Annotated in this window: 22 protein-coding genes; 17 read left to right on the forward strand and 5 right to left on the reverse strand. The window is 75.0% G+C overall.

Annotation, left to right across the window (positions count from 1 at the left end; genetic code table 11):
- Window positions 1-240: 240 nt before the first annotated feature.
- Both AC07B0_RS13085 and AC07B0_RS13090 read right to left on the reverse strand, forming a co-directional pair.
- Window positions 241-1,605: a collagen-like triple helix repeat-containing protein gene (locus AC07B0_RS13085; protein WP_478898035.1), complete on the reverse strand. Its 1,365-nt coding sequence runs from the start codon at window positions 1,603-1,605 to the stop codon at window positions 241-243.
- Complete coding sequence (locus AC07B0_RS13090) at window positions 1,602-2,744, reverse strand: MFS transporter (RefSeq protein ID WP_356873117.1); 1,143 nt, start codon at window positions 2,742-2,744, stop codon at window positions 1,602-1,604. Before AC07B0_RS13090 ends, AC07B0_RS13085 begins: the two co-directional genes overlap by 4 nt.
- Window positions 2,745-3,026: 282 nt before the next feature.
- Between AC07B0_RS13090 and AC07B0_RS13095 the strand changes: the two genes are divergently transcribed.
- From AC07B0_RS13095 to AC07B0_RS13140, 10 genes are all read left to right on the forward strand, one after another.
- On the forward strand, window positions 3,027-3,764 hold the full coding sequence (locus AC07B0_RS13095; RefSeq protein WP_478898038.1) for a hypothetical protein: 738 nt from the start codon (window positions 3,027-3,029) through the stop codon (window positions 3,762-3,764).
- A gap of 146 nt (window positions 3,765-3,910) precedes the next feature.
- On the forward strand, window positions 3,911-4,585 hold the full coding sequence (locus AC07B0_RS13100) for a sigma-70 family RNA polymerase sigma factor (RefSeq protein ID WP_356873121.1): 675 nt from the start codon (window positions 3,911-3,913) through the stop codon (window positions 4,583-4,585).
- Window positions 4,586-4,841: 256 nt separating this feature from the next.
- Window positions 4,842-6,488: a phospholipase D family protein gene (locus AC07B0_RS13105; protein WP_478898040.1), complete on the forward strand. Its 1,647-nt coding sequence runs from the start codon at window positions 4,842-4,844 to the stop codon at window positions 6,486-6,488.
- 124 nt (window positions 6,489-6,612) lie between these two features.
- Complete coding sequence (nadE, locus tag AC07B0_RS13110) at window positions 6,613-7,443, forward strand: ammonia-dependent NAD(+) synthetase (RefSeq protein WP_469379642.1); 831 nt, start codon at window positions 6,613-6,615, stop codon at window positions 7,441-7,443.
- A gap of 138 nt (window positions 7,444-7,581) precedes the next feature.
- Entirely contained in the window at window positions 7,582-8,169 is a 588-nt protein-coding gene (locus AC07B0_RS13115; RefSeq protein WP_478898042.1) for a DUF4232 domain-containing protein, read from the forward strand.
- A gap of 59 nt (window positions 8,170-8,228) precedes the next feature.
- A complete protein-coding gene (locus AC07B0_RS13120; RefSeq protein ID WP_478898044.1) occupies window positions 8,229-8,771 on the forward strand; it encodes a CAP domain-containing protein in 543 nt (180 codons plus the stop codon).
- Window positions 8,772-8,935: 164 nt separating this feature from the next.
- Entirely contained in the window at window positions 8,936-9,826 is an 891-nt protein-coding gene (locus AC07B0_RS13125) for an aminoglycoside phosphotransferase family protein (RefSeq protein WP_478898185.1), read from the forward strand.
- Window positions 9,827-9,950: 124 nt separating this feature from the next.
- Window positions 9,951-10,250: a DUF6400 family protein gene (locus tag AC07B0_RS13130; RefSeq protein ID WP_356873133.1), complete on the forward strand. Its 300-nt coding sequence runs from the start codon at window positions 9,951-9,953 to the stop codon at window positions 10,248-10,250.
- Entirely contained in the window at window positions 10,237-10,491 is a 255-nt protein-coding gene (locus AC07B0_RS13135) for a hypothetical protein (protein WP_356873135.1), read from the forward strand. Before AC07B0_RS13130 ends, AC07B0_RS13135 begins: the two co-directional genes overlap by 14 nt.
- Window positions 10,492-10,591: 100 nt before the next feature.
- A complete protein-coding gene (locus AC07B0_RS13140) occupies window positions 10,592-11,041 on the forward strand; it encodes a hydrolase (RefSeq protein ID WP_478898047.1) in 450 nt (149 codons plus the stop codon).
- On the opposite strand, the gene mraY is transcribed toward AC07B0_RS13140, so the two are convergent.
- Complete coding sequence (gene mraY, locus AC07B0_RS13145) at window positions 11,038-12,108, reverse strand: phospho-N-acetylmuramoyl-pentapeptide-transferase (RefSeq protein WP_356873139.1); 1,071 nt, start codon at window positions 12,106-12,108, stop codon at window positions 11,038-11,040. The genes AC07B0_RS13140 and mraY overlap by 4 nt on opposite strands.
- 165 nt (window positions 12,109-12,273) lie before the next feature.
- On the opposite strand from mraY, the gene AC07B0_RS13150 reads away from it, so the two are divergent.
- The 3 genes from AC07B0_RS13150 (at window position 12,274) to AC07B0_RS13160 (ending at window position 15,073) form a co-directional block, all read left to right on the forward strand.
- Window positions 12,274-12,771: a MarR family winged helix-turn-helix transcriptional regulator gene (locus tag AC07B0_RS13150; RefSeq protein ID WP_478864250.1), complete on the forward strand. Its 498-nt coding sequence runs from the start codon at window positions 12,274-12,276 to the stop codon at window positions 12,769-12,771.
- Between the two features lie 56 nt (window positions 12,772-12,827).
- Window positions 12,828-13,400 carry a hydrolase gene (locus AC07B0_RS13155; protein WP_467297225.1) on the forward strand — a complete coding sequence of 191 codons (573 nt, stop codon included), beginning with the start codon at window positions 12,828-12,830 and terminating at the stop codon, window positions 13,398-13,400.
- 164 nt (window positions 13,401-13,564) lie between these two features.
- Window positions 13,565-15,073 carry a glutamate synthase subunit beta gene (locus AC07B0_RS13160; protein WP_469379627.1) on the forward strand — a complete coding sequence of 503 codons (1,509 nt, stop codon included), beginning with the start codon at window positions 13,565-13,567 and terminating at the stop codon, window positions 15,071-15,073.
- A 29-nt stretch (window positions 15,074-15,102) separates the two neighbouring features.
- Here the strand turns inward: AC07B0_RS13160 and AC07B0_RS13165 are convergent, their stop codons facing one another.
- On the reverse strand, window positions 15,103-16,539 hold the full coding sequence (locus tag AC07B0_RS13165; RefSeq protein WP_469379625.1) for an MFS transporter: 1,437 nt from the start codon (window positions 16,537-16,539) through the stop codon (window positions 15,103-15,105).
- A gap of 140 nt (window positions 16,540-16,679) precedes the next feature.
- Between AC07B0_RS13165 and AC07B0_RS13170 the strand changes: the two genes are divergently transcribed.
- Window positions 16,680-17,501 carry a helix-turn-helix transcriptional regulator gene (locus AC07B0_RS13170; protein ID WP_356873257.1) on the forward strand — a complete coding sequence of 274 codons (822 nt, stop codon included), beginning with the start codon at window positions 16,680-16,682 and terminating at the stop codon, window positions 17,499-17,501.
- Window positions 17,502-17,540: 39 nt separating this feature from the next.
- On the opposite strand, the gene AC07B0_RS13175 is transcribed toward AC07B0_RS13170, so the two are convergent.
- The gene (locus AC07B0_RS13175; protein ID WP_356873149.1) at window positions 17,541-18,485 is read right to left on the reverse strand and encodes a nucleoside hydrolase; all 945 of its coding nucleotides are present in this window, start codon (window positions 18,483-18,485) and stop codon (window positions 17,541-17,543) included.
- 309 nt (window positions 18,486-18,794) lie between these two features.
- On the opposite strand from AC07B0_RS13175, the gene AC07B0_RS13180 reads away from it, so the two are divergent.
- The 3 genes from AC07B0_RS13180 to AC07B0_RS13190 all read left to right on the forward strand — a co-directional run bounded on the left by AC07B0_RS13180 (window position 18,795) and on the right by AC07B0_RS13190 (window position 22,443).
- Entirely contained in the window at window positions 18,795-20,207 is a 1,413-nt protein-coding gene (locus AC07B0_RS13180) for an MFS transporter (RefSeq protein ID WP_469379623.1), read from the forward strand.
- A 77-nt stretch (window positions 20,208-20,284) separates the two neighbouring features.
- On the forward strand, window positions 20,285-21,064 hold the full coding sequence (locus AC07B0_RS13185) for a response regulator transcription factor (RefSeq protein WP_469379621.1): 780 nt from the start codon (window positions 20,285-20,287) through the stop codon (window positions 21,062-21,064).
- Entirely contained in the window at window positions 21,061-22,443 is a 1,383-nt protein-coding gene (locus AC07B0_RS13190; RefSeq protein ID WP_469379618.1) for a sensor histidine kinase, read from the forward strand. Before AC07B0_RS13185 ends, AC07B0_RS13190 begins: the two co-directional genes overlap by 4 nt.
- Window positions 22,444-22,458 lie beyond the last annotated feature (15 nt).

A 22,458-nucleotide genomic window follows, 5' to 3' on the forward strand; every position in this document is an offset into this window, starting at 1 on the left:
CCGAGGCCCCGGGCGGTGTGCGGGCGGGGTACCGGAGACGGGCCGGGGTCTCCGATCCGGCCTGATCGGCAAGGCCGTCTCTTCCGGACCCCGCCGGTCGCTGGGGAGTGTCATCGAAGGCGTGCCGTTCGCCCGGAGGGCGGGGCGACGGGGTAGGCGGAGGAGGGAGGTCATGCGGAGCATCGGCGACGGTCGTGCGGAGCGAAGCCCTCCGGGCAGACGGGACTTCGACGGCACGATCTAGACGTCGGTGAGGTCGACGAGGCCGCACAGGGCGGCCAGGCCGAGGGCCAGGAAGAAGTCACCCCAGATGAGTTCGTGCCGCACGGCCAGGTCCCGGCCGGCGTCGTAGCAGCCGTCCAGCAGCATGCCTGCCGGGCGGCCGGGTCCCGGGCCGGTGACGTGCTCCCGCACCAGGTGGCCCAGGATCTCTTTCGCCCGGTACGCGTACCAGGCCGCCCGGGGCCCGGGCAGCCGGGCCAGCTTCAGGAGGGCGACCGCGGTGATGGCCGCCGCCGAGGTGTCGAGGGGCCCACCCGGCCATCCGGCAAGCGCGGGCGGTACGAGCCGTCCGTGCACAGCAAGCGGCCCGGGCACCCCGGATGCTCCCGGCAGGCCGCGCGCTCCGGACGGACCAGGGAGGCCAGGTGCGCCGGACGGGCCGGGCAGGGTGGGGGCTTCGGGTGGGGGCGGTGAGAGGAGGGTGGCCGTTGCTTCGATGCGGGTGGGGTGGTGGGCCGCTACGTCCGGGATCAGGAGGGCGTCGGCCACCGCCAGGAGCAGCCAGGCGTCGCCCCGGCTCCACCCGGGCTCAGGATCCGCGCAGGGCCGCCAGCCCGCCGCCCCGTCGAAACTCCAGGCGGGAGGGCGCGGATCCGGCGCCCTGCCGGTGGGGCCGGCCGCAGCCGCACGGGCACCACGGCCCCCGCTCGCGCGCCCCCCTCCCGAGGCGCCCACGCCGGCACCGTCCCCGGCGCCTTCGCCCTCGGCCGGCCCCCCGGGCACGGCGCTGCCGCCCGCACCTGCCCGGGACCCGATGCCATCGGCACCGGCACCGGCGCCGACGCAGAGGTCCAGGTGCCGGTGGAGGTGGGCCGCCGCCGCGGCCGCTCCGGCCGGGCCGGCCCCTGCCAGGAGGGGCACGGTGCCTGGTACCCCGTCCGCCCGGGCCACCAGGCGCGGCCCGCCGAACGCGGCGCCCCAGGGCACGATCCCGAGCGCGGGGTCGAACGAGGACAGGCAGGCCCGGGCGGCTCGGGCCCGGAGCGCGGCGGCGTCCGGGTCGCCCTGCGCGAGGCTGGTCCCGTACCAGAGGATCAGGCCCCGCGTCGCGGTGTCTGCCTCTGCCCACGGTGCGAGCCGGGCGGTCCGCAGGGACGCGGCCCGGTGGTCGGACGCGGAGCCGGTGTACCGGGCGCGGAGCCACAGCAGGCCGGCCCAGAAGCCGCCCGCCCAGGAGCCGTTGCCGGTCGTCTTCCACCGGCCGTCCGCCGGCTCGGCGTACAGGGGGAAGCGGTCTCCCACGGCCGCCTCGGTGACCGCCACCCGCTCCATGACCGCCTCCAGTGCGAGGCAGGCCCAGTCCGGGCCTCCCGTGGCGTTCACGCCGTACGCCCGGCACGGTCGCGCAGGGCCCAGGCGAAGGCGACCGCTGCCGCCGCCGCGAACTCCGCGCCCACCAGCAGCCAGCCGGCCCCGTAGCGGCCGCTCTGCGCGAGCAGCCCGAACAGGGGCGGCCCCACCGCGAATCCGGCGAAGAACCCGGCCGCGACGAGCGCCGAGTCCTGGCCGGCCCGGCCGGGCGCGGCCCGCTGCATCACGAGCACCATCGACACGGCGTTGCCGGACACGGCGAACACCCCGACGGCCACCGCGCCGGCCCACACGAGCGGACCCGCGACGAGGGCGGCACCGAGCAGCGCGGCCGCCCCGAGGGCTCCGCACGCGAGCCAGCCCGGCAGCCACTCGGCGCGCCCGGGCCGGGCAGCCTTCGACCACCCGATCCGTCCGGCGATGCCCGCCGCACCCAGGACGGCGACGAGCGCGCCGGCCGCGGTCGGGCCCATCCCGAGGCGCTGCGCCCCGAAGAGGGACAGGTAGGTGTTGACGGAGGCGATCGCGGCGCCCAGGAACAGTGAGAAGACCGCCAGCCAGGCCACCATCGCGCGCGGTACGAGCGCGGTACGCGGGCCCGCGGGAAGCGGCGGCGGATCGGCGGGCAAGGTGCGCAGGGTCCACAGGCCGGCGAGCAGGGCCGCGCCGGCGCCGGTCCACACGGAGCCCCGCCAGCCGATCCCGCCAGCGAGCAGCGTCAGCGGCAGCCCGGCGGCGAAGGCGCCCAGTTGGACGCCGGACTGCTTGAGCCCCGTCACGGCAGCGCGCCGGGCGGGCGGCACGGCGTGCAGGATCGCCTTGTTGGTGGCCGGGTTGGCCAGCGCCTGCGGTACGCCGCCCAGCGCGACGGCGGCCAGCAGCAGCCCGGTGCCGGGGGCGGCGGCGATCAGCGCGAGGGCGGCGGCGGAGACCAGCAGCAGGGCGGCCAGTGAACGGCGCGGGCCGATCCGGTCCACGATCCGGCCGCCGGCCGGGGACAGCGCCGCGGCCGTCCCGAAGCCGATGGTGGTCGTCAGTCCCAGCACGGCGGGCGACATGCCCGACTCCCCCACCAGACGTGGGCCCAGGGCTCCGAGGAGGAACAGCTGGAGCATCGAGAAGCCCATGGCACAGGTGAGGAGTGCCGTCAACTTCCTCTCCTTTCCCTCTACTTGTACCGGCGGGGGCCCGCCCTTCGCTTCCTCCACGGCCACGAAATCCCCGATCTCCGGATGTTGAACGCCTCGCCCGACCGGGTAGGCAGTCGGGTGCGGCGGCGGATCGGTTCCCGGCGCGTGAGCGGTGCTCCATGCTCCACAGCGGTGCGCCACAGCGGTGCGTCATAACGGCCGCAGCGGCCTTGCACAGGAACTTGTCGGGAAGTGCGCAGCTCGCTGCGTGACTCGGAAGGCTGGTGTGAGGATGAGCCCGCCATGAAGCCGGGCCACTGTCACCGAGCGTTCCGGGCCGCGTTGTTCGCGGCCCTGTGCGTGCTGCTCGCCGCCACGGGTCACCTCCTGATGTCGGGGGCGGCCGTGCCGTGGTGGGCGCTGTGTGCCGCGACGGCCGCCGCGTCGGTGGCCGGCTGGTTCCTGTCCGCCCGGGAGCGCGGGCCGCTCCGGGTGACCGTGGCGGCCGTGGCCGTACAGGGCGGCCTGCACGCGGTGTTCTCGCTGGCACAGGCCCTCGTACAGCCCGTCCTCCCGGCGGGGACCCCGCTCGCCCGGCAGTGGGCGGAGTACCTGACCTGCGGCGCTGGGTCCGCCGCCCCGTCCCCGGGCGGCGCCGGCGCGCACGCGGCCGCCTCCCACGTCCACCACGCCCTGCACGACGCGGCGGGGCCGGTGTACGCCCCCACGGGCGGGCGGGCGGGTGCCGTGGGGCACGAGATGGCCTCGATGTCGCCCGCCGGGATGCTGACGGCCCACCTGCTGGCCGCCGTGTTGTGCGGATTGTGGCTCGCCCACGGTGAGCGGGCCGCCTTCCGCATCGCGCGGTGCGTCGCCGCGTGGCTGCGGACCCCACTGCGCCTGCTGCTGCGCACGGCGGCGCCCTCGTACCGGCCGCCCGTCCTCGTGCGCCGCCGGCACCGGTTCCGGGCGCCGCGGCGGCTGTTCCTCGTCCACGTCATCACCTCGCGGGGTCCTCCGGCGGGAACCGCTGTCCTCTGACAGCCGGTTCCCCGAGCACGCGGCCGCGGCCGCCCCGCGCGCCCCCGCTCCGTGCCTCGGGCATCGGCCGTGCCGTCCGGCCGGCCGCACCCCTTCACCGGTACCGCTCCAGGCGGCGCCGGCCCTTGCCCTAAGGACCCGTGGCGATGACCCCTGCCCTGCACACCGTTTCCCGTCCCGTCGGCGCGCGGCCCCGGCACACTCCCGATTCCGACGCGGCGGTGACCCGGCTGGCCCTCGCGGCCCGTGACGGCGACCCCGTCAAGACGGACCGGTTCGTGCGCGCGCTCCACCGTGACGTGTGGCGGTACGTGGCCTACCTCAGCTCCGACTCCCAGGCGGCCGACGACCTGACGCAGGACGTGTTCCTGCGGGCCCTCGGCGCCCTCCCCCGGTTCGAGGGCCGTTCCTCCGCCCGCACCTGGCTGCTGTCGATCGCCCGCCGCACGGTGGTGGACAGCGTCCGGCACGCCGCGGCCCGGCCCCGGACCGCGGACCGCGCCGACTGGCAGGCGGCCGCCGAGCAGGCCCAGCCGAGGGGCGTGCCGGGCTTCGACGACGGCATAGCCCTGGCGGAGCTGCTGGCCGGCATCCCGGCCGAGCGCCGCGAGGCGTTCGTCCTCACCCAGCTCCTCGGGATGCCGTACGCCGACGCGGCCGCGGCCATCGGCTGCCCGGTCGGTACCGTCCGCTCCCGCGTGGCCCGCGCCCGCCTGGCGCTGACCGCGCTCCTGACCGACCCCCAGCCGGGCCCCGCCGCCCCGCCGCACGCCCTCCACGGGCCGGGCGGGCGCGCGGGGGCGCGGCCGAAGGCGGCCTGATGCCCGGACGGCCCGCGGCCCGGGAGGGGGCGGCGGGCCGTGCGCCGCGACGAGGTCGTCACCCAGCTGGGCCACCTGCCGCGCGCAGCCGCGCCCCCGGCATCCCGGTCGGCGCGGGCCCGCACCGTCGCGGGCCGGGACCGCACCGTCGCGGACCGGATGGCACGACCGCCGCGGGCACGCAGACCCGGCGCGGCGCGGGGTCGCATGCCCGGGCACCCTGCGGGTAGCCGCAGGGGAAAGGGAGGACCGTGCTTTGGAGCTATCCGACTGGCTGCTGACCACCCGCGACCGCGGCAATCCGGCGACCCGCCTGGACCGCCGCCGTCCGGGCGGGACGGCATGGGCGCACGGCAATCACGTACGGCCCCTGGTCCACGGCAGCACCTACTTCCGGGAGCTGCTCGCCGCCATCCGTGCCCAGCGGAGCGGGGACCTGCTGCTGTTCACCGACTGGCGGGGCGACCCCGACGAACGCCTCGACGGAGAGGGGACGGAGGTCGGCGGGGTGCTGCGCGAGGCGGCTGCACGGGGCGTGATCGTCAAGGGGCTGGTGTGGCGCTCCCACCTGGACGGCCTCCAGTTCAGCGAGGCGGAGAACCGCCACCTCGGCGAAGAGGTCGAGGCGGGCGGCGGCGAGTACCTCCTCGACATGCGGGTCCGCCCCGGGGGGTCCCACCACCAGAAGCTGGTGGTCCTGCGCCACCCCGGCCGCCCCGAGCGCGACGTCGCGTACGTCGGAGGCATCGACCTGTGCCACACCCGCAACGACGACGCCGCGCACCACGGCGATCCGCAGTCCGTGCCGTTCGCCGACGCCTACGGGCCCCGGCCGCCGTGGCACGACGTACAGCTCGAGGTGCGCGGTCCGGCGGTCGGCGACCTGGAGGCCGGCTTCCGCGAGCGGTGGGAGGATCCGGCGCCGCTGACCCGCAGCCCCCTGGTCCGGCTGCGGCAGCTCGTCCACGGCGAGGACGAGCACGCCGACACCCTGCCGCCGCAGGCGCCCGACCCCGAGCCCTGCGGCACCCACACCGTGCAGGTGCTGCGCACCTATCCGAACCGCCTGTTCCGCGGCTACCCCTTCGCCCCCGACGGCGAGCGCAGCATCGCGCGCAGCTACCTCAAGGCCGTCCACCGGGCCCGGACCCTGATCTACCTGGAAGACCAGTACCTCTGGTCCCCGCAGGTCGTCGAGCACTTCGCCCGCGCGCTGGCCGCCCAGCCGGGGCTGCACCTGATCGCGGTCATCCCCACCGTCCCGGAACAGGACGGGCCCGTCTCCCTGCCGATGAACCTGGTCGGACGGGTCACCGCCCTGGAGCGGCTGCGCCGCGACGGCGGGGACCGGGTCGCGGTGTACGGGCTGGAGAACCACGCGGGCACACCCGTGTACGTCCACGCCAAGGTGTGCGTGATCGACGACGTGTGGGCGTCGGTGGGCTCCGACAACATCAACCTGCGGTCCTGGACCCACGATTCGGAACTCAACTGTGCCGTACTGGACTCCGCCGAGGACCCGCGCGAACCCCGCGACCCCGCCGGGCTGGGGGACGGCGCGCGGCGCTTCGCCAGGGAGCTGCGGCTGGAGCTCTCCCGCGAACACCTCGACGCCGAGCCGCCCCCGGAGCCCGGGCCGGACCCGGTCCCGTCCTCGTCCGTCCCGCCGCCGGACCCGCTCTGCGATCCGGTGCGCGCCTTCGGCCTGTTCGCGGAGTCGGCCGCGGCGCTCGACGCCTGGTACGACGGGGGCCGACAGGGGCCGCGGCCGCCGGGCCGGCTGCGCGCGTACCGCCCGCCCGAGCTGTCCCGGGCGACCAGGGCGTGGTCCCTGCCGCTGTACCGGCTGCTCGTCGATCCGGACGGCCGCCCGCTGCGGGTACGGCACCGCGACGCGTTCTGAGGAGCCCGGCCGGCCGGTGTGACGGAACGGGGCGCCACCGGCGGATCCGGGGGCCGTCGTGTCGACTAGGGTCGACGGGACAGCGGACCACGCACCGTACGACGAACGACCACGAGGAGCAGCCGTGAGCCAGCCGGCGTCCACCGCCCTGCAGCAGGAGATCGCCCGGGAACTGCAGGTGTCGCAGACCTTCGACGCCCAGCAGGAGATCGAGCGCCGGGTCGCCTTCCTCACCGAGCGGCTCACCTCCACCGGCCTGCGCTCCCTGGTGCTCGGGATCAGCGGCGGTGTGGACTCCACCACCGCCGGCCGGCTGTGCCAGCTCGCCGTCGAGCGCGCCCGCGCGGCCGGGCACGACGCGGCCTTCTTCGCCATGCGGCTGCCCTACGGCGTGCAGGCCGACGAGAAGGACGCCCAGCTCGCCCTCGGGTTCATCAACGCCGACCGGGTGCTGACCGTGGACGTCAAGCCCGCGAGCGACGCCGCTCTGGAGGCCTCCGTGGCCGGGGGCACCGTCTTCCGGGACGCCCGCCACCAGGACTTCGTCCAGGGCAACATCAAGGCCCGCCAGCGCATGATCGCCCAGTACGCGGTGGCGGGTGCGCACGACGGCCTGGTCGTCGGCACGGACCACGCCGCGGAGGCGGTCTCCGGCTTCTTCACCAAGTTCGGCGACGGCGCCGCGGACCTCGTCCCGCTGACCGGCCTGACCAAGCGTCGGGTGCGCGCCGTCGCGGACGCCCTGGGTGCCCCCGCGCAGCTGGTGTGGAAGACGCCCACGGCGGACCTGGAGACCCTCGACCCGGGCAAGGCCGACGAGGACGCGCTCGGTGTCACGTACGACGACATCGACGACTTCCTGGAGGGCAAGCCGGTCGGTGAGCAGGCGTTCGAGACGATCGCCCGCCGCTACCGCCTCACCGAGCACAAGCGGCAGCTGCCGATCGCGCCGTAGGACGTGCGCGGGGTCCCACGGGACACGCGCCGGGCCCCGTGGGATGGTGGAGGGGGAGGCGCAGGGGGGACGGAACCGGCCCGGGACGGGGCGGCCGCGGTTTCGCGGCGGCCCGCCGGGGCGGGGAGAGGAACCCGGATGAAGGGCACGACGAAGAGCCGCGCGGCCACCGTCGCGTCCCGGCTGCTCGCGACCGCCGTACTGGCGGGCGGCGTGCTGGCGGGCGCCGGTCCGATGGCATCGGCGGCGACGGATACGGGCGCGACGGGTACGACGGCTACGGGTACGGCCACGGCGGATGCGCGCCGGGCTCCGGCCGCGCCCTGCCCGAACACCCAGCTCGTGGCCAACAGCGCCCAGCGGGTGGGGGCGTCGGCGGTCCGCATCACCGTGATCAACGAAGGCCCGAAGCCGTGCGTGCTCCGGGGCTTCCCCACCGTGGCCCTGGCGGGCCAGGGTTCACCGGACAAGAACAGGCCGCTCCGTGTCGTCCGTGAAGGCCAGGCACGGGCGGTGACGCTGCCGGTCGGCGGACGGGCCTCGACACAGATCACCTTCTCGCCGGTGCTCGGCGAGGCCGACGGGTACTGCAAGTCCGGCGCCGCGCCGACCGTCGCGCCCTCGCTCGTCGTGGGCGTCGGCGGAGGAGGCCTCCAGGTGTCTCCGGAGGACGGCGGCGACTTCGCCCTGTGCGGCAACGGGGTGCGCGCCACCGCGTTCCGCTGAGGACCCTCGACCGGCCCCGGCCGGGGCCGGTCCGCCCGCGACCGTGACGGGAGCCGCACATGAAGGATCTGCCCCTGATACGACACCGCGTCACCGCCGTCGCGGCGGCGGCGCTGATGACGGGCGGCGTCCTGCTGGGGACCACGGGCGCCGCCACGGCCGCCGCCGTCTCCCCGGTGGGGATCCCCGCCGAAGTGAGCCCGGCCGATCGGCAGGCCATCCTCGCGGAGACCAACGGCGTTCGCCGGCAGGCCGGTCAGCCGCCCCTGACGTGGGACACCGGGCTGGCCTCCGCCTCGCAGGCGTGGGCCGACGACCCCCGGTCCACCGCGGGCGGCGGGCTCCGGCACGACGACTCCGCCGCCGGCGCCGAGAACATGTCGGGAGCCCCGCCGAGCGGAGCCACCGCCCAATGGGCCGGCGAGAAGGCCGCCTACGACGCCGACTCCGACCACGACCCGGAGACCAACGCCGCCGGCTACGCCGCCTGGGGGCACTACGCCAACATGACCGACGGCTCGTACACGAAGATGGGTTGCGGGGCGAAGAGCGGCGTTCCCGTCCCCGGCGAGGGCTGGGTCACCGTGTGCCGCTACAACTGACCTGACGTCAGACACCGTGCCGCCGAAGGGTATTGCCGCCGCCCGGTCGAAATCCCGTGGCGACGCCACGGACCGGGCCGTTACGCTCCCCAGCGCCCCGGGCCGCCGCACAGCCGGCCGCCGGAATCCCCCACGCACCAAGGAGATCCGTGTCCCACGGGAAGATGCACGCCGACGAGGTCGACATCGACGCGGCACTGGTCGGGCGCCTGGTCGCCGCGCAGTTCCCCCAGTGGGCGGCGCTGCCCGTCACCCCGGTGCGCTCCGCGGGTACCGACAACGCCATGTACCGGCTGGGCGAGGACATGGTCGTGCGCCTGCCCAGGGTCGCCGGCGCCGCGGGCCAGGTGGCCAAGGAGCAGCGGTGGCTGCCGCTCCTCGCTCCCCACCTGCCGCTGGACCTGCCCGTGCCCCTCGGCGAGGGCGTGCCGGGCGAGGGCTTCGGCATGCCCTGGTCGGTGTACCGCTGGCTCGAAGGCGGAGACGCCCATGACGAGCCCCCGGCGGACCCGGCGGACGCGGCGACCGGTCTGGGCCGCTTCGTGGCGGCCCTGCGGCGGGTCGACGCCACCGGTGGGCCCCGGTCGTTCCGGGGCGGGCCGCTCGCCGGCCGTGACGACGACGTGCGCGCGGCGATCCGCGAGCTGGGCGCGGACGGCACCGTGGACGCCGACACCGCCACCGCGGCGTGGGAGGAGGCTCTGGGGCTCCCCCAGTGGGAGGACGCACCGGTCTGGGTGCACGGCGACCTGCTGCCGGGAAACCTGCTGGTGCGCGGCGGAAGGATCAGCGCCGTCATCGACTTCGGCACCGTCGGGGTCGGGGACCCGGCCTGCGACATGCTGCCCGCCTGGGCCCTGCTCACGTCCGCCACCCGCGACCGGTTCCGCGACGCCGCGGGGGCCGACGACGGGACCTGGGCGCGCGGGCGCGGCTGGGCCCTGTGCTTCGGGCTCACGGCCCACCGCTACTACCGGGTGACGAACCCGGTGCTCGCCGGCATCGGCGGGCGAGCGGTGTCCCAGGCCCTCGCCGACTTCCGCCGGGCGGCCTGAGCCGGCCCCGGCCGCCGGCCCGGGCACCGCCCCGGACCGCCCGTCGCGGGGCGTCCGTCGCGGCCCGGGCGCTGTGACTCCGCCCACCCGCACTTGACCCGCGAAGGAAGGGTTACCTAAGTTCATGGGCATGAGCCCGCACCACCCCACCCCTCCCCCCGGCCAGGACGGCCCCGCCGACCGGCCGGACGGCGTCCCGCCGGTCGCATTCACCGTCGACCTCACCTCCCAGGAAATGCTCCGGAGGACCCAGGTGATGGCCGCCCTCGGTTCGGACTGGGACCCCCTGGAGGTGCTGCGCGGCGAGGAGGCGGCGTACGACCTGCTGTACTCCGGCCTGGACGACGAGCAGCAGCGCGTATACGAGGACCTGGTCGCGGCCGGGGTCCTCCCCCGGCGCGGGGGCGGCCATGCTGCCGCTTGACCCCCAGGCGGACATCGGCCGCCGGGCGTGGGTGGCCTGCCCCAACTGCGACGACACCCGGTCGTGCGAGCCGTGCGGGGAGGGGCGTACGTGCTCCCTGCACTGGCGCTACATGCTCTCCAACTCCGGCAGCCTGCTCCACCTCCAGTGCCCGGGCTGCACGCACATCTGGTCCCACGAAACCGGCTTCGGCGCGACCCGCTCCCTGTGGAGCCGCATCACCAGCGGCCTGACCCGCTGACCCGGCCGGCGGCCGGGGCCGGAACCCGACGCCGCCCGGGCCGCCCCGGCAACCGGGCCCCGCGGGCGCCCCGTTGCCCTTCCCGGTGCAGGATGACGGCATGGAACCCCTGCTCGCCTCCCTGCCCGACGCGTTCCGGACCGTCCGCTACGCCGCCTCCCGCTACCCCGGATCGCCCGCGGTGAGCCGGCTCCCCGGCCTCGCCCCGGGCGCCAACTGCCAGCTCTTCGCCTACGAGGTGCTGCGGCACTTCGGCAGGTACGTGCCCCCGCTGCGCTCCAGCGAACTGTGGAACGACACCCGGCACACCACGCGGGTCACGGAGCCCGAGGTGCTCGACCTGCTCTTCTTCAACGCGGATCCGGAGCCGTTCGGCGCGCACGTCGGCGTGTGGGCCGGTGACGACGCGGTCCTCCACCTCTGCGCGGAAGCGGGCCGCCCGGCCCTGTGGAGCCTCGCGGACTTCACCGCCCGGGCCCGATACCGCGTCCTGCTCGGCGCCAAACGGGCGGGCCCGTCCGGCGATCCGGAGACCCGGTCACGGCACTAGAACGCGCCGGCCCCCACCACGTAGAAGATGCCGAGGCCGACGATCACGCACATGCCCTGGATGATCCAGAACCGGACCACGACGAGGACTTCGGACCAGCCCTTGAGTTCGAAGTGGTGCTGGAGCGGGGCCATGCGGAAGACGCGCTTCCCGGTCAGTTTGAAGGAACCGACCTGGATGACGACCGACATCGTGATGAGTACGAAGAGGCCGCCGAGCAGGGCGAGCAGCAGTTCGGTCCGCGAGCAGATGGCGAGGCCCGCGAGCGCGCCGCCGAGCGCGAGGGAACCGGTGTCGCCCATGAAGATCTTCGCGGGTGAGGTGTTCCACCACAGGAAGCCGAAGCAGGCACCCATGAGGGCCGAGGCGACGACGGCCAGGTCGAGGGGGTCGCGCACCTCGAAGCAGCCGGAGGGCTCGACCAGGGCCAGGGCGTCGGCGCACGACTTCTGGAACTGCCAGACGCCGATGAAGGTGTACCCGCCGAAGACCATCACCGCGGCGCCGGTGGCCAGTCCGTCGAGGCCGTCGGTGAGGTTCACGCCGTTGGACATCGCAAGGATCATGAACAGGGCCCAGACGACGAACAGCACGGGGCCGAGCGACCAGCCGAAGTCCGTGACGAACGAGATCCGCATGGAGGCCGGCGTCTGCCCGCGTCCGTCGGCGAACTGGAGGGACAGGACGGCGAAGGCGATGCCGACGGTCAGCTGTCCGGACATCTTCGCCTTGGCCCGCAGGCCCAGCGAACGCCGCTTGACGATCTTGATGTAGTCGTCGACGAACCCGACGAGTCCCATGCCGGCCATCAGGAACAGGACCAGTACGCCCGGGTAGGTGGGGGGCTCGCCGGTGAGCAGCTTGGTGAGCGCGTACGCCACGAGCGTGGCCGCGATGAAGGAGATGCCGCCCATGGTGGGCGTGCCCTTCTTCCCCGCGTGTCCGCGCGGGCCGTCGTCGCGGATGAACTGTCCGTATCCCTTGCGGGCCAGGACCTTGATCAGCAGCGGGGTGCCGGTCAGGGTGAGGAGAAGGCCCAAGACCCCTGCGAAAAGTATCTGGTTCACCGCCCCATCATCCCTTCCGGGGTCCGCGGGCCCGGCGGGTGGTCGGCCGTCAGGCCCGCGTGGGGCCGGGGCACCGGCCGCGGCGACGGCGTCGGCCGTGAAAGCGCGGAGGAAGTACCAAGGTCGCCTTTGCAGTCATCCTGTATGACCGTTATCGTCGGTTTCATGGACGCGGTGGACCCAGTGGACACGGTGGACACTCCGGAGCCGACGGAGCCGACGGACCCCGACGACGCGGGGCAGCGGCTCCGGGAGACCGCCGAGGAGCTCCAGCTGGTCGTGGGCCTGATGGTGCGGCACCTGCGCATGGCCTCCGCCGGGAGCGGGGTGACGCTCTCGCAGGTATCGGTCCTCAAGCGCCTCGACCGTGACGGTCCCCGGACGGTCACCGACCTGGCCCGGGCCGAGAAGATCCGCCCCCAGTCCCTCAACGCCACGGTCGCCGCCCTCCGGGCAGGCGGCTACGTCGAGCGCACCCCGCACCCCACGGACGGCCGCCGCAAGGTCATCGCCGTGACGGACCGGGGCCGCCGCCTCGTGGCCCGGCGCCAGGAGGCGGGCCGCGGCCGGCTGGCCGACCTGATGGGCCGCCGCCTCACCCCCGCCGAGCAGCGGACCGTGGCCGAGGCGGTCCCGCTCCTGCGACGGCTCGCCGAAGCCTGACGCCCACCGGGCGGGCATCCCCTCCGCCCGGGTCCACCGACGGAGGAAGCACCCCCATGAGCGACGCCCTGACCATCGACGACGACACCGCGCTGGTCCTCATCGACCTGCAGAACGGCATCCTTGCCCTGCCCACCACCCGGCCCGCCGACGAGGTCCTGCGCCGGGGCGTCCGGCTCGCGGAGGCCTTCCGCGCCCGCAAGCTCCCCGTGGTCCTGGTCAAGGTCGCCTGGTCCCCCGACGGCGGCGACCTGCCCACCCTCGAAGTCGACCGCCCCGGCCCCGCCTCCGCACCGCCCGCCGCGTTCTCCGAGATCCCCGCCGAGCTCGCCGCCCTGGGCGACGTCGTGGTCACCAAGCGGCACTGGGGCGCCTTCACGGGGACGGAGCTCGACCTCCAGCTCCGCCGCCGCGGCATCCACCGCATCGTCCTGGCCGGCATCTCCACCAGCATCGGCGTCGAATCAACCGCCCGCACGGCCTGGGAACACAGCTACCGGCTGGTGTTCGCCGAGGACGCCACCGCCGACACCGACCCCGAGGCGCACGCCCACAGCTTCGGCCGGATCTTCCCCCGGATCGGCAAGGTGAGCACCACGGACGAGATCGTCGACGCCCTCGGCGCCTAGGCCGTCTCTTCCCGATCTCGCCGGGCCGGTGCCGTCCGGAAGCCCTGCCTCCGGCGGCGTACGCTGGATGGAACGCCGCACCTCGCGCCTCCGGGGCGCCCGCGCCGGGCAGCCCGTACCCCATGAGGTGCACGCTCGCCGCGCACGATCCAGGGAGGCGGCGCGTGACCGATCCGTTCGGCTTCCTCAGGATCCCCCGCGAGCCCGTCCCGGCCCGCCCCGTCGGGGAGCGGCTGGGCGACTGGCGCGAGGTCCACGCGGGGCAGACGCTGCTCCCGCTCGTCTCCCGGCAGGCCGGCCGCTGCATGGACTGCGGGATCCCGTTCTGCCACGTCGGCTGCCCGCTCGGGAACCTCATACCCGAGTGGAACGCGTACGCCGCACAGGGCGACTGGCTCGCCGCGTACGAGCGCCTGCACGCCACCAACAACTTCCCGGAGTTCACCGGCCGGCTCTGCCCGGCGCCGTGCGAGGACGCCTGCGTCCTCACCATCAACGCGGATCCGGTGACCATCAAGAACGTCGAACAGGCCATCGCGGACGAGGGGCTGCTCCGCGGCTACATGGCGGCGCGGCCGCCGGAGCGGCGCAGCGGCAGGACGGTGGCCGTCATCGGCTCCGGCCCGGCCGGACTGGCCGCCGCGCAGCAGCTGACGCGGGCCGGGCACACGGTCGTCGTCCACGAACGGGCCGACCGGATCGGCGGCCTGCTGCGCTACGGCATCCCCGAGTTCAAGATGGAGAAACGGCACCTCGACCGCCGGATCGAGCAGATGCGGGCCGAGGGCACGCTCTTCGTGACGGACTCGGACATCGGCGGCGCGGTCGGCGCCGACGGCCTGCGGGACCGCTGCGAGGCGCTCGTCGTCGCGATCGGAGCCGGGGAGCGCCGGGAGCTGCCGGTGCCGGGGCGGGAGCTGGACGGCATCCATCAGGCGATGGACTACCTGACCTTCGCCAACCGGGTCCGGGAGGGCGACCTCGCCGTGGCGCCCGTCACGGCCGAGGGGCGGCACGTGGTGATCGTCGGCGGCGGTGACACCGCCTCGGACTGTCTGGGCACGGCCCTGCGGCAGGGCGCCCTCTCCGTGATCCAGCTGGACATCAACCCGGAGCCCGGGCCCGGCCGGGAGGACGGCGAGCCCTGGCCGGTGTACCCGAAGGTGTACCGGATCTCCCACGCGCACGCCGAGGCCCGCGGCCGCGCGGGCCGCGACCCCCGGCTGTTCTCCAGCGCCACCCTGTGCTTCGAGGGGGACCCTGCGGGCCGGGTGCGGGCGCTGCACCTCAGCGCCGTCGAGCCGGCCGCCCGCAGGCCCCTGACCGGCACCGAACGGGTACTGCCCGCCGGCCTGGTCCTGCTGGCGCTGGGCTTCGGCGGCCCGGAGCGGGCGGGCGGGCTGCGCCGGCAGCTGGGGCTGGAGCTCGACGGCCGCGGGAACCTGGCCCGCGACGACGGTTTCGCGGCCAGCGGAGGGCGGGCGCCCGGGGTGTTCGTCGCGGGCGACGCCGGCCGGGGGCAGTCGCTCGTGGTGTGGGCCATCGCGGAGGGCCGGGCGGCGGCGGCCGCGGTCGACCGCTACCTGACCGGCTCCACCTGCCTTCCGGCGCCGATAGCCGCCCACGACCGGCCGATGACGGCCCTGGGCCGCATGCGCTACGGAACGCAATAGCGCGGCGGGCGGCCCAGGACCCGGCGGGCTCAGGCCTTGCGGCGGGCGAGGCCGGCCGCCACCAGGAGGGCGGTGACGATCACGAGGGCCGCGTCGACCGCCAGGACCGTCCGAACCCCGCCGAAGAGGGAGTCCCCAGTGGTGGCCAGGACACCGAGCAGCGGGATGCCGATGGTGATGCCGACCTGCTGGGTGGTGGTGACGAGGCCGGTGGCCAGGCCCTGCTCCTCGTCGGGCACGCCGCTGGTGACGGTCACCCCGTACGAGATGATCGCGCCGAGGTGGCACATGCTGGCCAGCGATACGGCGACGGTCGCGAGCAGGGCGCCGGACTCCGTGCCCACGCCGAGCAGCGCCGCGGTGAACAGGCCCTGGCCCAGCAGCCCGCCGGCCAGCGTGCGGCGGGCGCCGAAGCGGCCGATGATCCGGGGGGCGTACGTGCCGGCGAGGACGGAGGCGATGCCCTGGACTCCGAAGACCAGTCCCGTGCGGAAGGGGGAGAGGCTCAGGGTCTCCTGGAGGTAGAGGGTCAGGACGAAGACGACCGTGGACATCATCGAGAAGGTCACCAGGCCGCCGATGTTGCCCCAGGCGACGGTGCGCCGCTTGAGCATCGGCAGCGAGACCAGCGGCGCCGGGGACTTCGACTCGACCACCACGAAGGCGGCGAGCAGGACGAGCCCGGCGGCCAGGGTGCCCCACACGTCGGGGCCGCCGAAGCCGCGCTGGGCCGCCGTCGACAGGGCGTAGATCAGGGCGAGCAGGCCGCCGGTGACGGTGACGGCGCCCGGTACGTCCAGCCGGGGCCGCTGCGGGGTGCGGGACTCGGGCAGCAGTCGGGGTGCCAGGCACAGCACGATCAGGGCGGCGAGGGCGAGCAGGCCCATCGTGGAGCGCCAGCCGAGGGTGTCGGTCATGACGCCGCCGAGCACCATGCCGACGGTGAAGCCGAGGGACAGCAAGGTGCCGGAGATGCCCAGCGCCCGGTCGCGCAGGGGGCCTTCGGGGAAGGTGGTGGTGAGCAGGGCCATGCCGGTCGGGACGATGGCCGCCGCGCCGAGGCCCTGGAGGGCGCGGCCGGTGAGGAAGGACGCCGGTCCCCAGGCGAGGGTGGCGAGGACCGATGCCGCGCCGAAGACCGCGAGGCCGGTCAGGAACAGCCGCTTGCGGCCGTACAGATCGGCGATCCGGCCGAAGAGGAGCAGGAAGCCGCCGGAGGGCAGGGCGAAGGCGGTGACGGCCCATTGGAGGGCCGACTGGCCGAGGCCGAGGTCCTTGCCGAGGACGGGCAGCGCCACGTTCAGTACGGAGAAGTCGAGCGCCACCATGAACTGGGCGGCGCAGAGCACGAAGAGGACGAGCCGGGCCCGGCCGGAGAGCCGGTCGCCGCCGGGCTGCTCGGGGCTCGCGGCGGCGGGGGACGTCGTATCGGGTGCGGTGGTCGTGGTCGGTGTGTCGATCGCCATGGTCACACCATCACGGCCGGGGAATGCCCGTGCAGAGTGGGAACTTATCCTGTTGGCGGCACCACCAGGGAGCCGACTGGGGGGATTCCGTGGCCATACCGATCGACCAGCACCGCCGGACGGAACTGCGCGGGTTCCTGATGAGCAGGCGCGCGAGGATCACTCCGGCGGAGGCGGGCCTCCCCGACGGAGGGGCCCGCCGGCGGACACCGGGCCTGCGCCGGGAGGAGGTCGCCGTGCTGGCCGGGGTCGGGGTGTCCTGGTACCAGTGGCTGGAGCAGGGCCGCGACATCACGGTGTCCGCTCAGGTCCTGGACGCGGTGAGCCGGGTGCTGAAGCTGACGAGCGCCGAGCGCCGGCACCTGTACGTGCTGGCCGGACTCAATCCGCCCGCGCTCGAAGTCGCCCCGGGCGACCGGGACATGTGCCACGGCATGAAGCGGCTGATCGACGCCTGGATGCCGTTCCCGGCGCACATCATGGACGCGTACTGGAACACGGTGATGTACAACGAGTCGGCCGCGCTGGTCTTCGGGATGCGTCCCGAGATCGTGCAGAACTGTCTGATCGACTTCTTCACCGACCCCATCTACCGGAGTCGGGCGACGCATTGGGAGCGGGTGGCCGGCGAGGTCGTGGCCCAGTTCCGGGCGGCCTGCTCGGAACATCCGGAGGACGAGGGGTTCCAGCAGGTCGTTGCGCAGGCGCGGGAGTTGAGCCCGGAGTTCGCCGCGTTGTGGTCGCGGCGGGACGTGCGTCCCGGCGGGCAGCTGGAGAAGCAGATGGAGCACCCGCTGGCCGGTGCGCTGTACGTCGAGTCGACCCAGTTGCGGGTGCCGGCCCGGCCCGACCTGTCGATCGTGCTGCACACCCCGCTGCCGGGCACGGACACCGCCGAGAAGCTGGAGTGGCTGACGTCCCCGGAGGGGCGGCGCGGGTTGATGTACCCCGTCGCCGGCTGAAGCGCCGGTTTCCGGTACGGGCGGGCCGGCGGCCGTGGTTCAGGCCCGGCGGGAGCCGAGGGTCTCGACGGCGCCGACCATGCGGTCCCAGAACCGTTCGGTGTCCAGGGTCACGGCGACCTTCGCGTTGACGGGGCGGCCCAGGTAGCGGTGGAGGTCCACGACCGTGGCCCCGCGGGTGTGGGTGCCGTGCAGTTCCACCGCGACGTGCGCGTCCACGCAGCCCACGATCGTCGGGTCGATGACCCGGGCCACCGCGACCGGGTCGTGCAGCGGCGGGTGGGGCATGCCCCACAGGCGGTGGTAGGCGGAGGCGAAGTAGGCGAGCAGTTCGGCGCAGGTGCGGCCGAGTTCGGTGCCGAGGCCTTCGAAGCGGGCCAGGACGTCGGGGGTGGCCAGGGCCTGGTGGGTGACGTTGAGCCCGCACATGGTGAGGGGCACTCCGCTGCCGAAGACGACGGCCGCGGCCTCCGGGTCGGTATAGACGTTGAACTCGGCGGCCGGGGTGCGGTTGCCCCGCTCGGTGGACCCTCCCATCAGCACGATCTCCCGGATCCGGGAGGCGCATTCGGGATAGCGGGTCAGCAGCAGGGCGATGTTCGTCAGCGGGGCGGTCGGCACGAGCGTGACGGGCTCGGGGTGTTCGCTCAGGATCCGGTGGATGACGTCCACGGCGTGCCCGGGGACCACGTCGACCTCGGGGGGCGGGAAGCGGGGTCCGTCGAGCCCGGACTCGCCGTGCACGTCGGCGGCGACGGCCAGCGGCTGGAGCAGCGGGCGGTCGCACCCGGCGGCGAGGGGCACGTCGGTGATCCCGGCGAGGGTGCACACGCGGCGGGCGTTGAGGGTGGTCTTGTCCAGGGTCTGGTTGCCCGCGACGGTGGTGATGGCCAGGAGGTCGACCGCGGGGTCGGCGGCCGCGAGCATGATGGCGAGGGCGTCGTCGTGGCCGGGGTCGCAGTCGATGATCATCGGTACGGGCACGGGCGGTCCTCCGCGTCGGTTTGCCGGACGGGCCCAGTGTGCCCGCGCCGGGCCGTGCGGGCCGCCCGTTCCGGCGCGCCGGGGCGCGCGTCGCCCGGTACCTGTCCGGATCCCGCCCCCCGCCCGCCGCCCCGGTCCGGCGGGGAGGCGCGGCCCGGTGCGGGCCGCTCGGGTGCGGCTTTCTTAGCGGAACGTTAGATCTGTGCGGCGGACCTTGTCCGGTGGCGGCGGCCCCCCGCATGCTCTGGGCACTCCCCCACCGCCGGGGCGTTTCCCCTCCCCCATCAGGGACTTCCCTCTGGAGCCGCCATGTCCTCGTCCGTCGCCGTGCCCGCGCCGCCACCCGCGGACGAACGCCGGAAGCGCCGCCTCGCCCTGATCGGCGGGTCGCTGGGCAATCTCGTCGAGTGGTACGACTGGTTCGTCTACGCCAGCTTCGCGATCTACTTCGCGGACTCGTTCTTCCCCGGCGACAATCCGACCACGCAGCTGATGAACACGGCGGGGATCTTCGCCGTCGGCTTCCTGATGCGCCCCGTCGGCGGGTGGATCCTCGGCCGGGCGGCCGACCGGCACGGGCGCAAGAGCGCGCTCACGCTCACCGTGACGATGATGTCGGTGGCGGCCCTGCTCATCGCCGTCGCCCCGACGTACGGCCAGGCCGGCTACTTCGGCGCCCTGGTGCTGCTGCTCGCGCGGCTGCTCCAGGGGATGAGCATCGGCGGCGAGTACGCGGCCAGTGCCACCTACCTCACCGAGGCGTCGGCCCGCAACCGGCGCGGGCTGGGCTCGTCGTTCCAGTACGTGTCGATGACCTGCGGCCAGCTCCTCGGCCTGGGCATCCTCATCACGATGCAGCACACGCTCACCACGGCCCAGCTGGAGAGCTGGGGCTGGCGGATCCCGTTCGTCCTCGGGGCCCTGTTCGCGGTGGTCGTCTTCTGGCTGCGGCGACGGCTCCAGGAGACCGACGCGTTCAAGGAGCAGTCGGCGGGCGACGCCGCCCACGACGACAGCACGCGCGGCACGCTGAAGGTCCTGTGGCAGCACCGGCGGCAGGCCGGACTGGTCATGGCGCTCACCCTCGGCGGCACCGTGGCCTACTACACGTACACCACCTACCTGACCAAGTACCTGGTCGGCAGCGCGGGCCTGCCGAAGACCACGGCCACCCTGGTCAGCTTCACCGCGCTGGCGCTCTTCGCGGTGCTCCAGCCCTTCGCCGGGATGCTGTCCGACCGGATCGGCCGCCGCCCGCTGCTGATCACCTTCGCGGTGGGCTGCACGGTCGGCACGTACCCGATCATGACCGCGCTCGGCTCGGCGTCCTCGTACTGGTCCGCGCTGGGGCTGTCCCTGCTCGCCCTGGTGATCGTCACCGGCTACACCTCCATCAACGCGGCGGTCAAGGCCGAGCTGTTCCCCACCCGGGTGCGGGCCCTGGGCGTGGCCCTGCCGTACGCGATCGCCAACGCCCTCTTCGGCGGGACGGCGGAGTACGTGGCGCTGTGGTTCAAGAAGAGCGGCCACGAGACCATGTTCTTCTGGTACGTCTCCGGGTGCGCGCTGATCTCCCTCGTCACCTACGTGCTGATGCCGGACACCCGCAACGCGGCGCTGAGCCGTGCCGAGGAGGAGGCCGACGCGACCGCGCGGGCGGCTGCCGCCGACGGCGGGGCGGCCCGGCCGGAGCCGACGGCCCCGGCGGAGGCCGCGCGCTGACCCGCCCCGGTGACCGGGGGCGACGGCTCCCGTAGGCTGCTGCCTCCCAGGTCACGCGTCACACGAGGGAACCGTCTATGCACGCGCTGCTCGTCGAGGACGACGACCGCATGGCGCACGCCCTCGGGACCGCGCTCGCCCAGCGCGGCCACAGCGTCCGCAGGGTCGGCCGGGCCCTGGACGCCCTGCGGCACGTGCACGAGGCCGAGTTCGTGCTGCTCGACCTGGGGCTGCCCGACCTCGACGGACTGGAGCTGCTGCGCCGGCTGCGGACCGTCTGCGACGCCCCGCTGATCGTGGTGACGGCACGCTGCGGGGAGCGGGACATCGTGCAGGGGCTGCGGGCCGGCGCCGACGACTACGTGGTCAAACCGTTCCGGATGGCCGAGCTGATGGCCCGCATCGACACCGTCCGCCGCCGGACGGGCGCCCGCCCGGGTCCCGCGGGCGCCGAGCCGGCGGAGGCCGCCGGGCGGACGGTGCGGAGCGGGGACGTCGAGGTGGACCTGGCCGGGCGGACCGTGACGGCGGCGGGCCGCCCCGTCCGGCTGACCCGCCGGGAGTTCGACGTACTGGCCTTCCTGGCCGGCCGGCCGCACGAGGTGCACTCCCGGGAGGAGATCCTGGACCGGATCTGGGGGGACGCCTTCCTCGGCGCGTCCCGCTCCCTGGACGTGCACGTGGCGGGCATCCGCTCGAAGACCGGCCGCCCCGGGCTGGTGCGCACCGTCCGCGGCTACGGGTACCAGCTCGGTGCACCGGCCGCCCCCGACGGACCGGACAACGGGCCGGACGGACCGGACGACGGGCCGGACGACGGGCGCGGCACGGTGAGCGGGCGGGACGGCGGGCCGTGAGGCGCCGGCTCCTCGCGGTCCTGACGGTGCTCATGGGGGTCGCCGCGCTGCTGCTCAGCGTCCCCCTGGCCGACGCCTACGCCCGGGGCCGGACCGAGCACCTGCTCCTGCAACGGCGTTCGGAGGCCGTACGGTTCGCCGACCTCGCCGAGCGGATGCGCACCGACGCCGACCGGTCCGAGCTGTCCTCGGAGATCCGCCGGTACGCCGAGCTGTACGGGGCCGGGGTCGTCGTGGTCGACACCGGGGGCGCCACGGTCGCACGGGCCGGAACGTGGCGCTCCGGTGAGGGGGCGGCCGCGGACGCCCGGGGCCGCGCCCTCACCGGCCGGTCCACCGACCGGCTGCCGACCCTGCGCCCCTGGGGTCCGGACACGGTCGTGCTCGCGGAGCCGGTGGGCCGGGACGAGCGGGTCAGCGGAGCCGTCCTGATGTCCCTGCCCACGGACGCGGCCCGGCGGGACGTGACGCTGCGCTGGGCGCTCATCGCGGCCGGGGCGGTCGCCGCCTTCGCGGCGGCGGCGCTGGTCGCCGCGGGCATCGCGCGCTGGCTGCTGCGGCCGCTCCTCGACCTGGACCGGGCGGTGGAGAAACTGGCCGCCGGAAGCCTCCGGGCGCGGGCCGTGTCCGGCACCGGGCCGCCCGAGCTGCGCCGGCTGCGGCTCCACTTCAACGCCATGGCGCAGGCCATGGCCGACTCCATCGGCCGCCAGCGCGACTTCGTCGCCGACGCCTCCCACCAGCTGCGCAACCCGCTGGCCACGCTCGTCCTGCAACTGGAGAACGTCGAGCCGTACGTCGCCGCCGGGCCCGGCCTGGCCGAGCACGCCCGGGCCCTGGACGAGGCGGAGCGCCTGGAGGAGCTGCTCGACGGCCTGCTGGCCCTGGCCCGCGTGGAGTCCGGCACGGCCGAGCTGCGCGACCAGGACGTGTCGGGGGCGGTGCGCGACCGGGTGCGGGCCTGGGCCCCCGTGTTCGCCGGGGCCGGGCTGGAGTTGACGTGCGCGTGCCCCGCGGAAGGGCTGCGTGCGCGCGGCCTGCCCGACGCGGCGGGCCGGGTCCTGGACGCGGTCCTCGACAACGCGGTCAAGTTCGTGCCGCCCGGCGGCCGCGTGGAGGTGAGCGCGCTGCTCGGCGCGGACGGGGAGGCCGTCGTACGGGTCGCCGACGACGGGCCGGGCGTGCCCGAGGCACAGGGGGATCTGCTGCTGCGGCGTTTCGCCCGCTCCCCCGCGCACCAGAACGTGCACGGCAGCGGGCTGGGGCTGGCCATCGCCGAGGAGATCGCCCGCGTCAGCGGGGGCCGGCTCGGTGTGAGCGGCAACGTGCCGCACGGTTTGGTCGTGGAGCTCCGGCTGCCGCCCCCGGCTCCCGCGTGAGCGGCCCGTGGCCGC

The sequence above is a fragment of the Streptomyces sp. NPDC044704 genome (assembly GCF_056433525.1).

Bases quoted from the DNA above. Each gene is read 5' to 3' on its own strand.
- AC07B0_RS13185 (WP_469379621.1), top strand. From the start codon at position 20,285: ATGCACGCGCTGCTCGTCGAGGACGACGACCGCATGGCGCACGCCCTC.
- AC07B0_RS13155 (WP_467297225.1), top strand. From the start codon at position 12,828: ATGAGCGACGCCCTGACCATCGACGACGACACCGCGCTGGTCCTCATC.
- AC07B0_RS13150 (WP_478864250.1), top strand. From the start codon at position 12,274: ATGGACGCGGTGGACCCAGTGGACACGGTGGACACTCCGGAGCCGACG.
- AC07B0_RS13095 (WP_478898038.1), top strand. From the start codon at position 3,027: ATGAAGCCGGGCCACTGTCACCGAGCGTTCCGGGCCGCGTTGTTCGCG.
- AC07B0_RS13170 (WP_356873257.1), top strand. From the start codon at position 16,680: ATGAGCAGGCGCGCGAGGATCACTCCGGCGGAGGCGGGCCTCCCCGAC.
- AC07B0_RS13180 (WP_469379623.1), top strand. From the start codon at position 18,795: ATGTCCTCGTCCGTCGCCGTGCCCGCGCCGCCACCCGCGGACGAACGC.
- AC07B0_RS13100 (WP_356873121.1), top strand. From the start codon at position 3,911: ATGACCCCTGCCCTGCACACCGTTTCCCGTCCCGTCGGCGCGCGGCCC.
- AC07B0_RS13135 (WP_356873135.1), top strand. From the start codon at position 10,237: ATGCTGCCGCTTGACCCCCAGGCGGACATCGGCCGCCGGGCGTGGGTG.
- AC07B0_RS13130 (WP_356873133.1), top strand. From the start codon at position 9,951: ATGGGCATGAGCCCGCACCACCCCACCCCTCCCCCCGGCCAGGACGGC.
- AC07B0_RS13115 (WP_478898042.1), top strand. From the start codon at position 7,582: ATGAAGGGCACGACGAAGAGCCGCGCGGCCACCGTCGCGTCCCGGCTG.
- AC07B0_RS13140 (WP_478898047.1), top strand. From the start codon at position 10,592: ATGGAACCCCTGCTCGCCTCCCTGCCCGACGCGTTCCGGACCGTCCGC.
- AC07B0_RS13120 (WP_478898044.1), top strand. From the start codon at position 8,229: ATGAAGGATCTGCCCCTGATACGACACCGCGTCACCGCCGTCGCGGCG.
- AC07B0_RS13125 (WP_478898185.1), top strand. From the start codon at position 8,936: ATGCACGCCGACGAGGTCGACATCGACGCGGCACTGGTCGGGCGCCTG.
- AC07B0_RS13165 (WP_469379625.1), bottom strand. From the start codon at position 16,539: ATGGCGATCGACACACCGACCACGACCACCGCACCCGATACGACGTCC.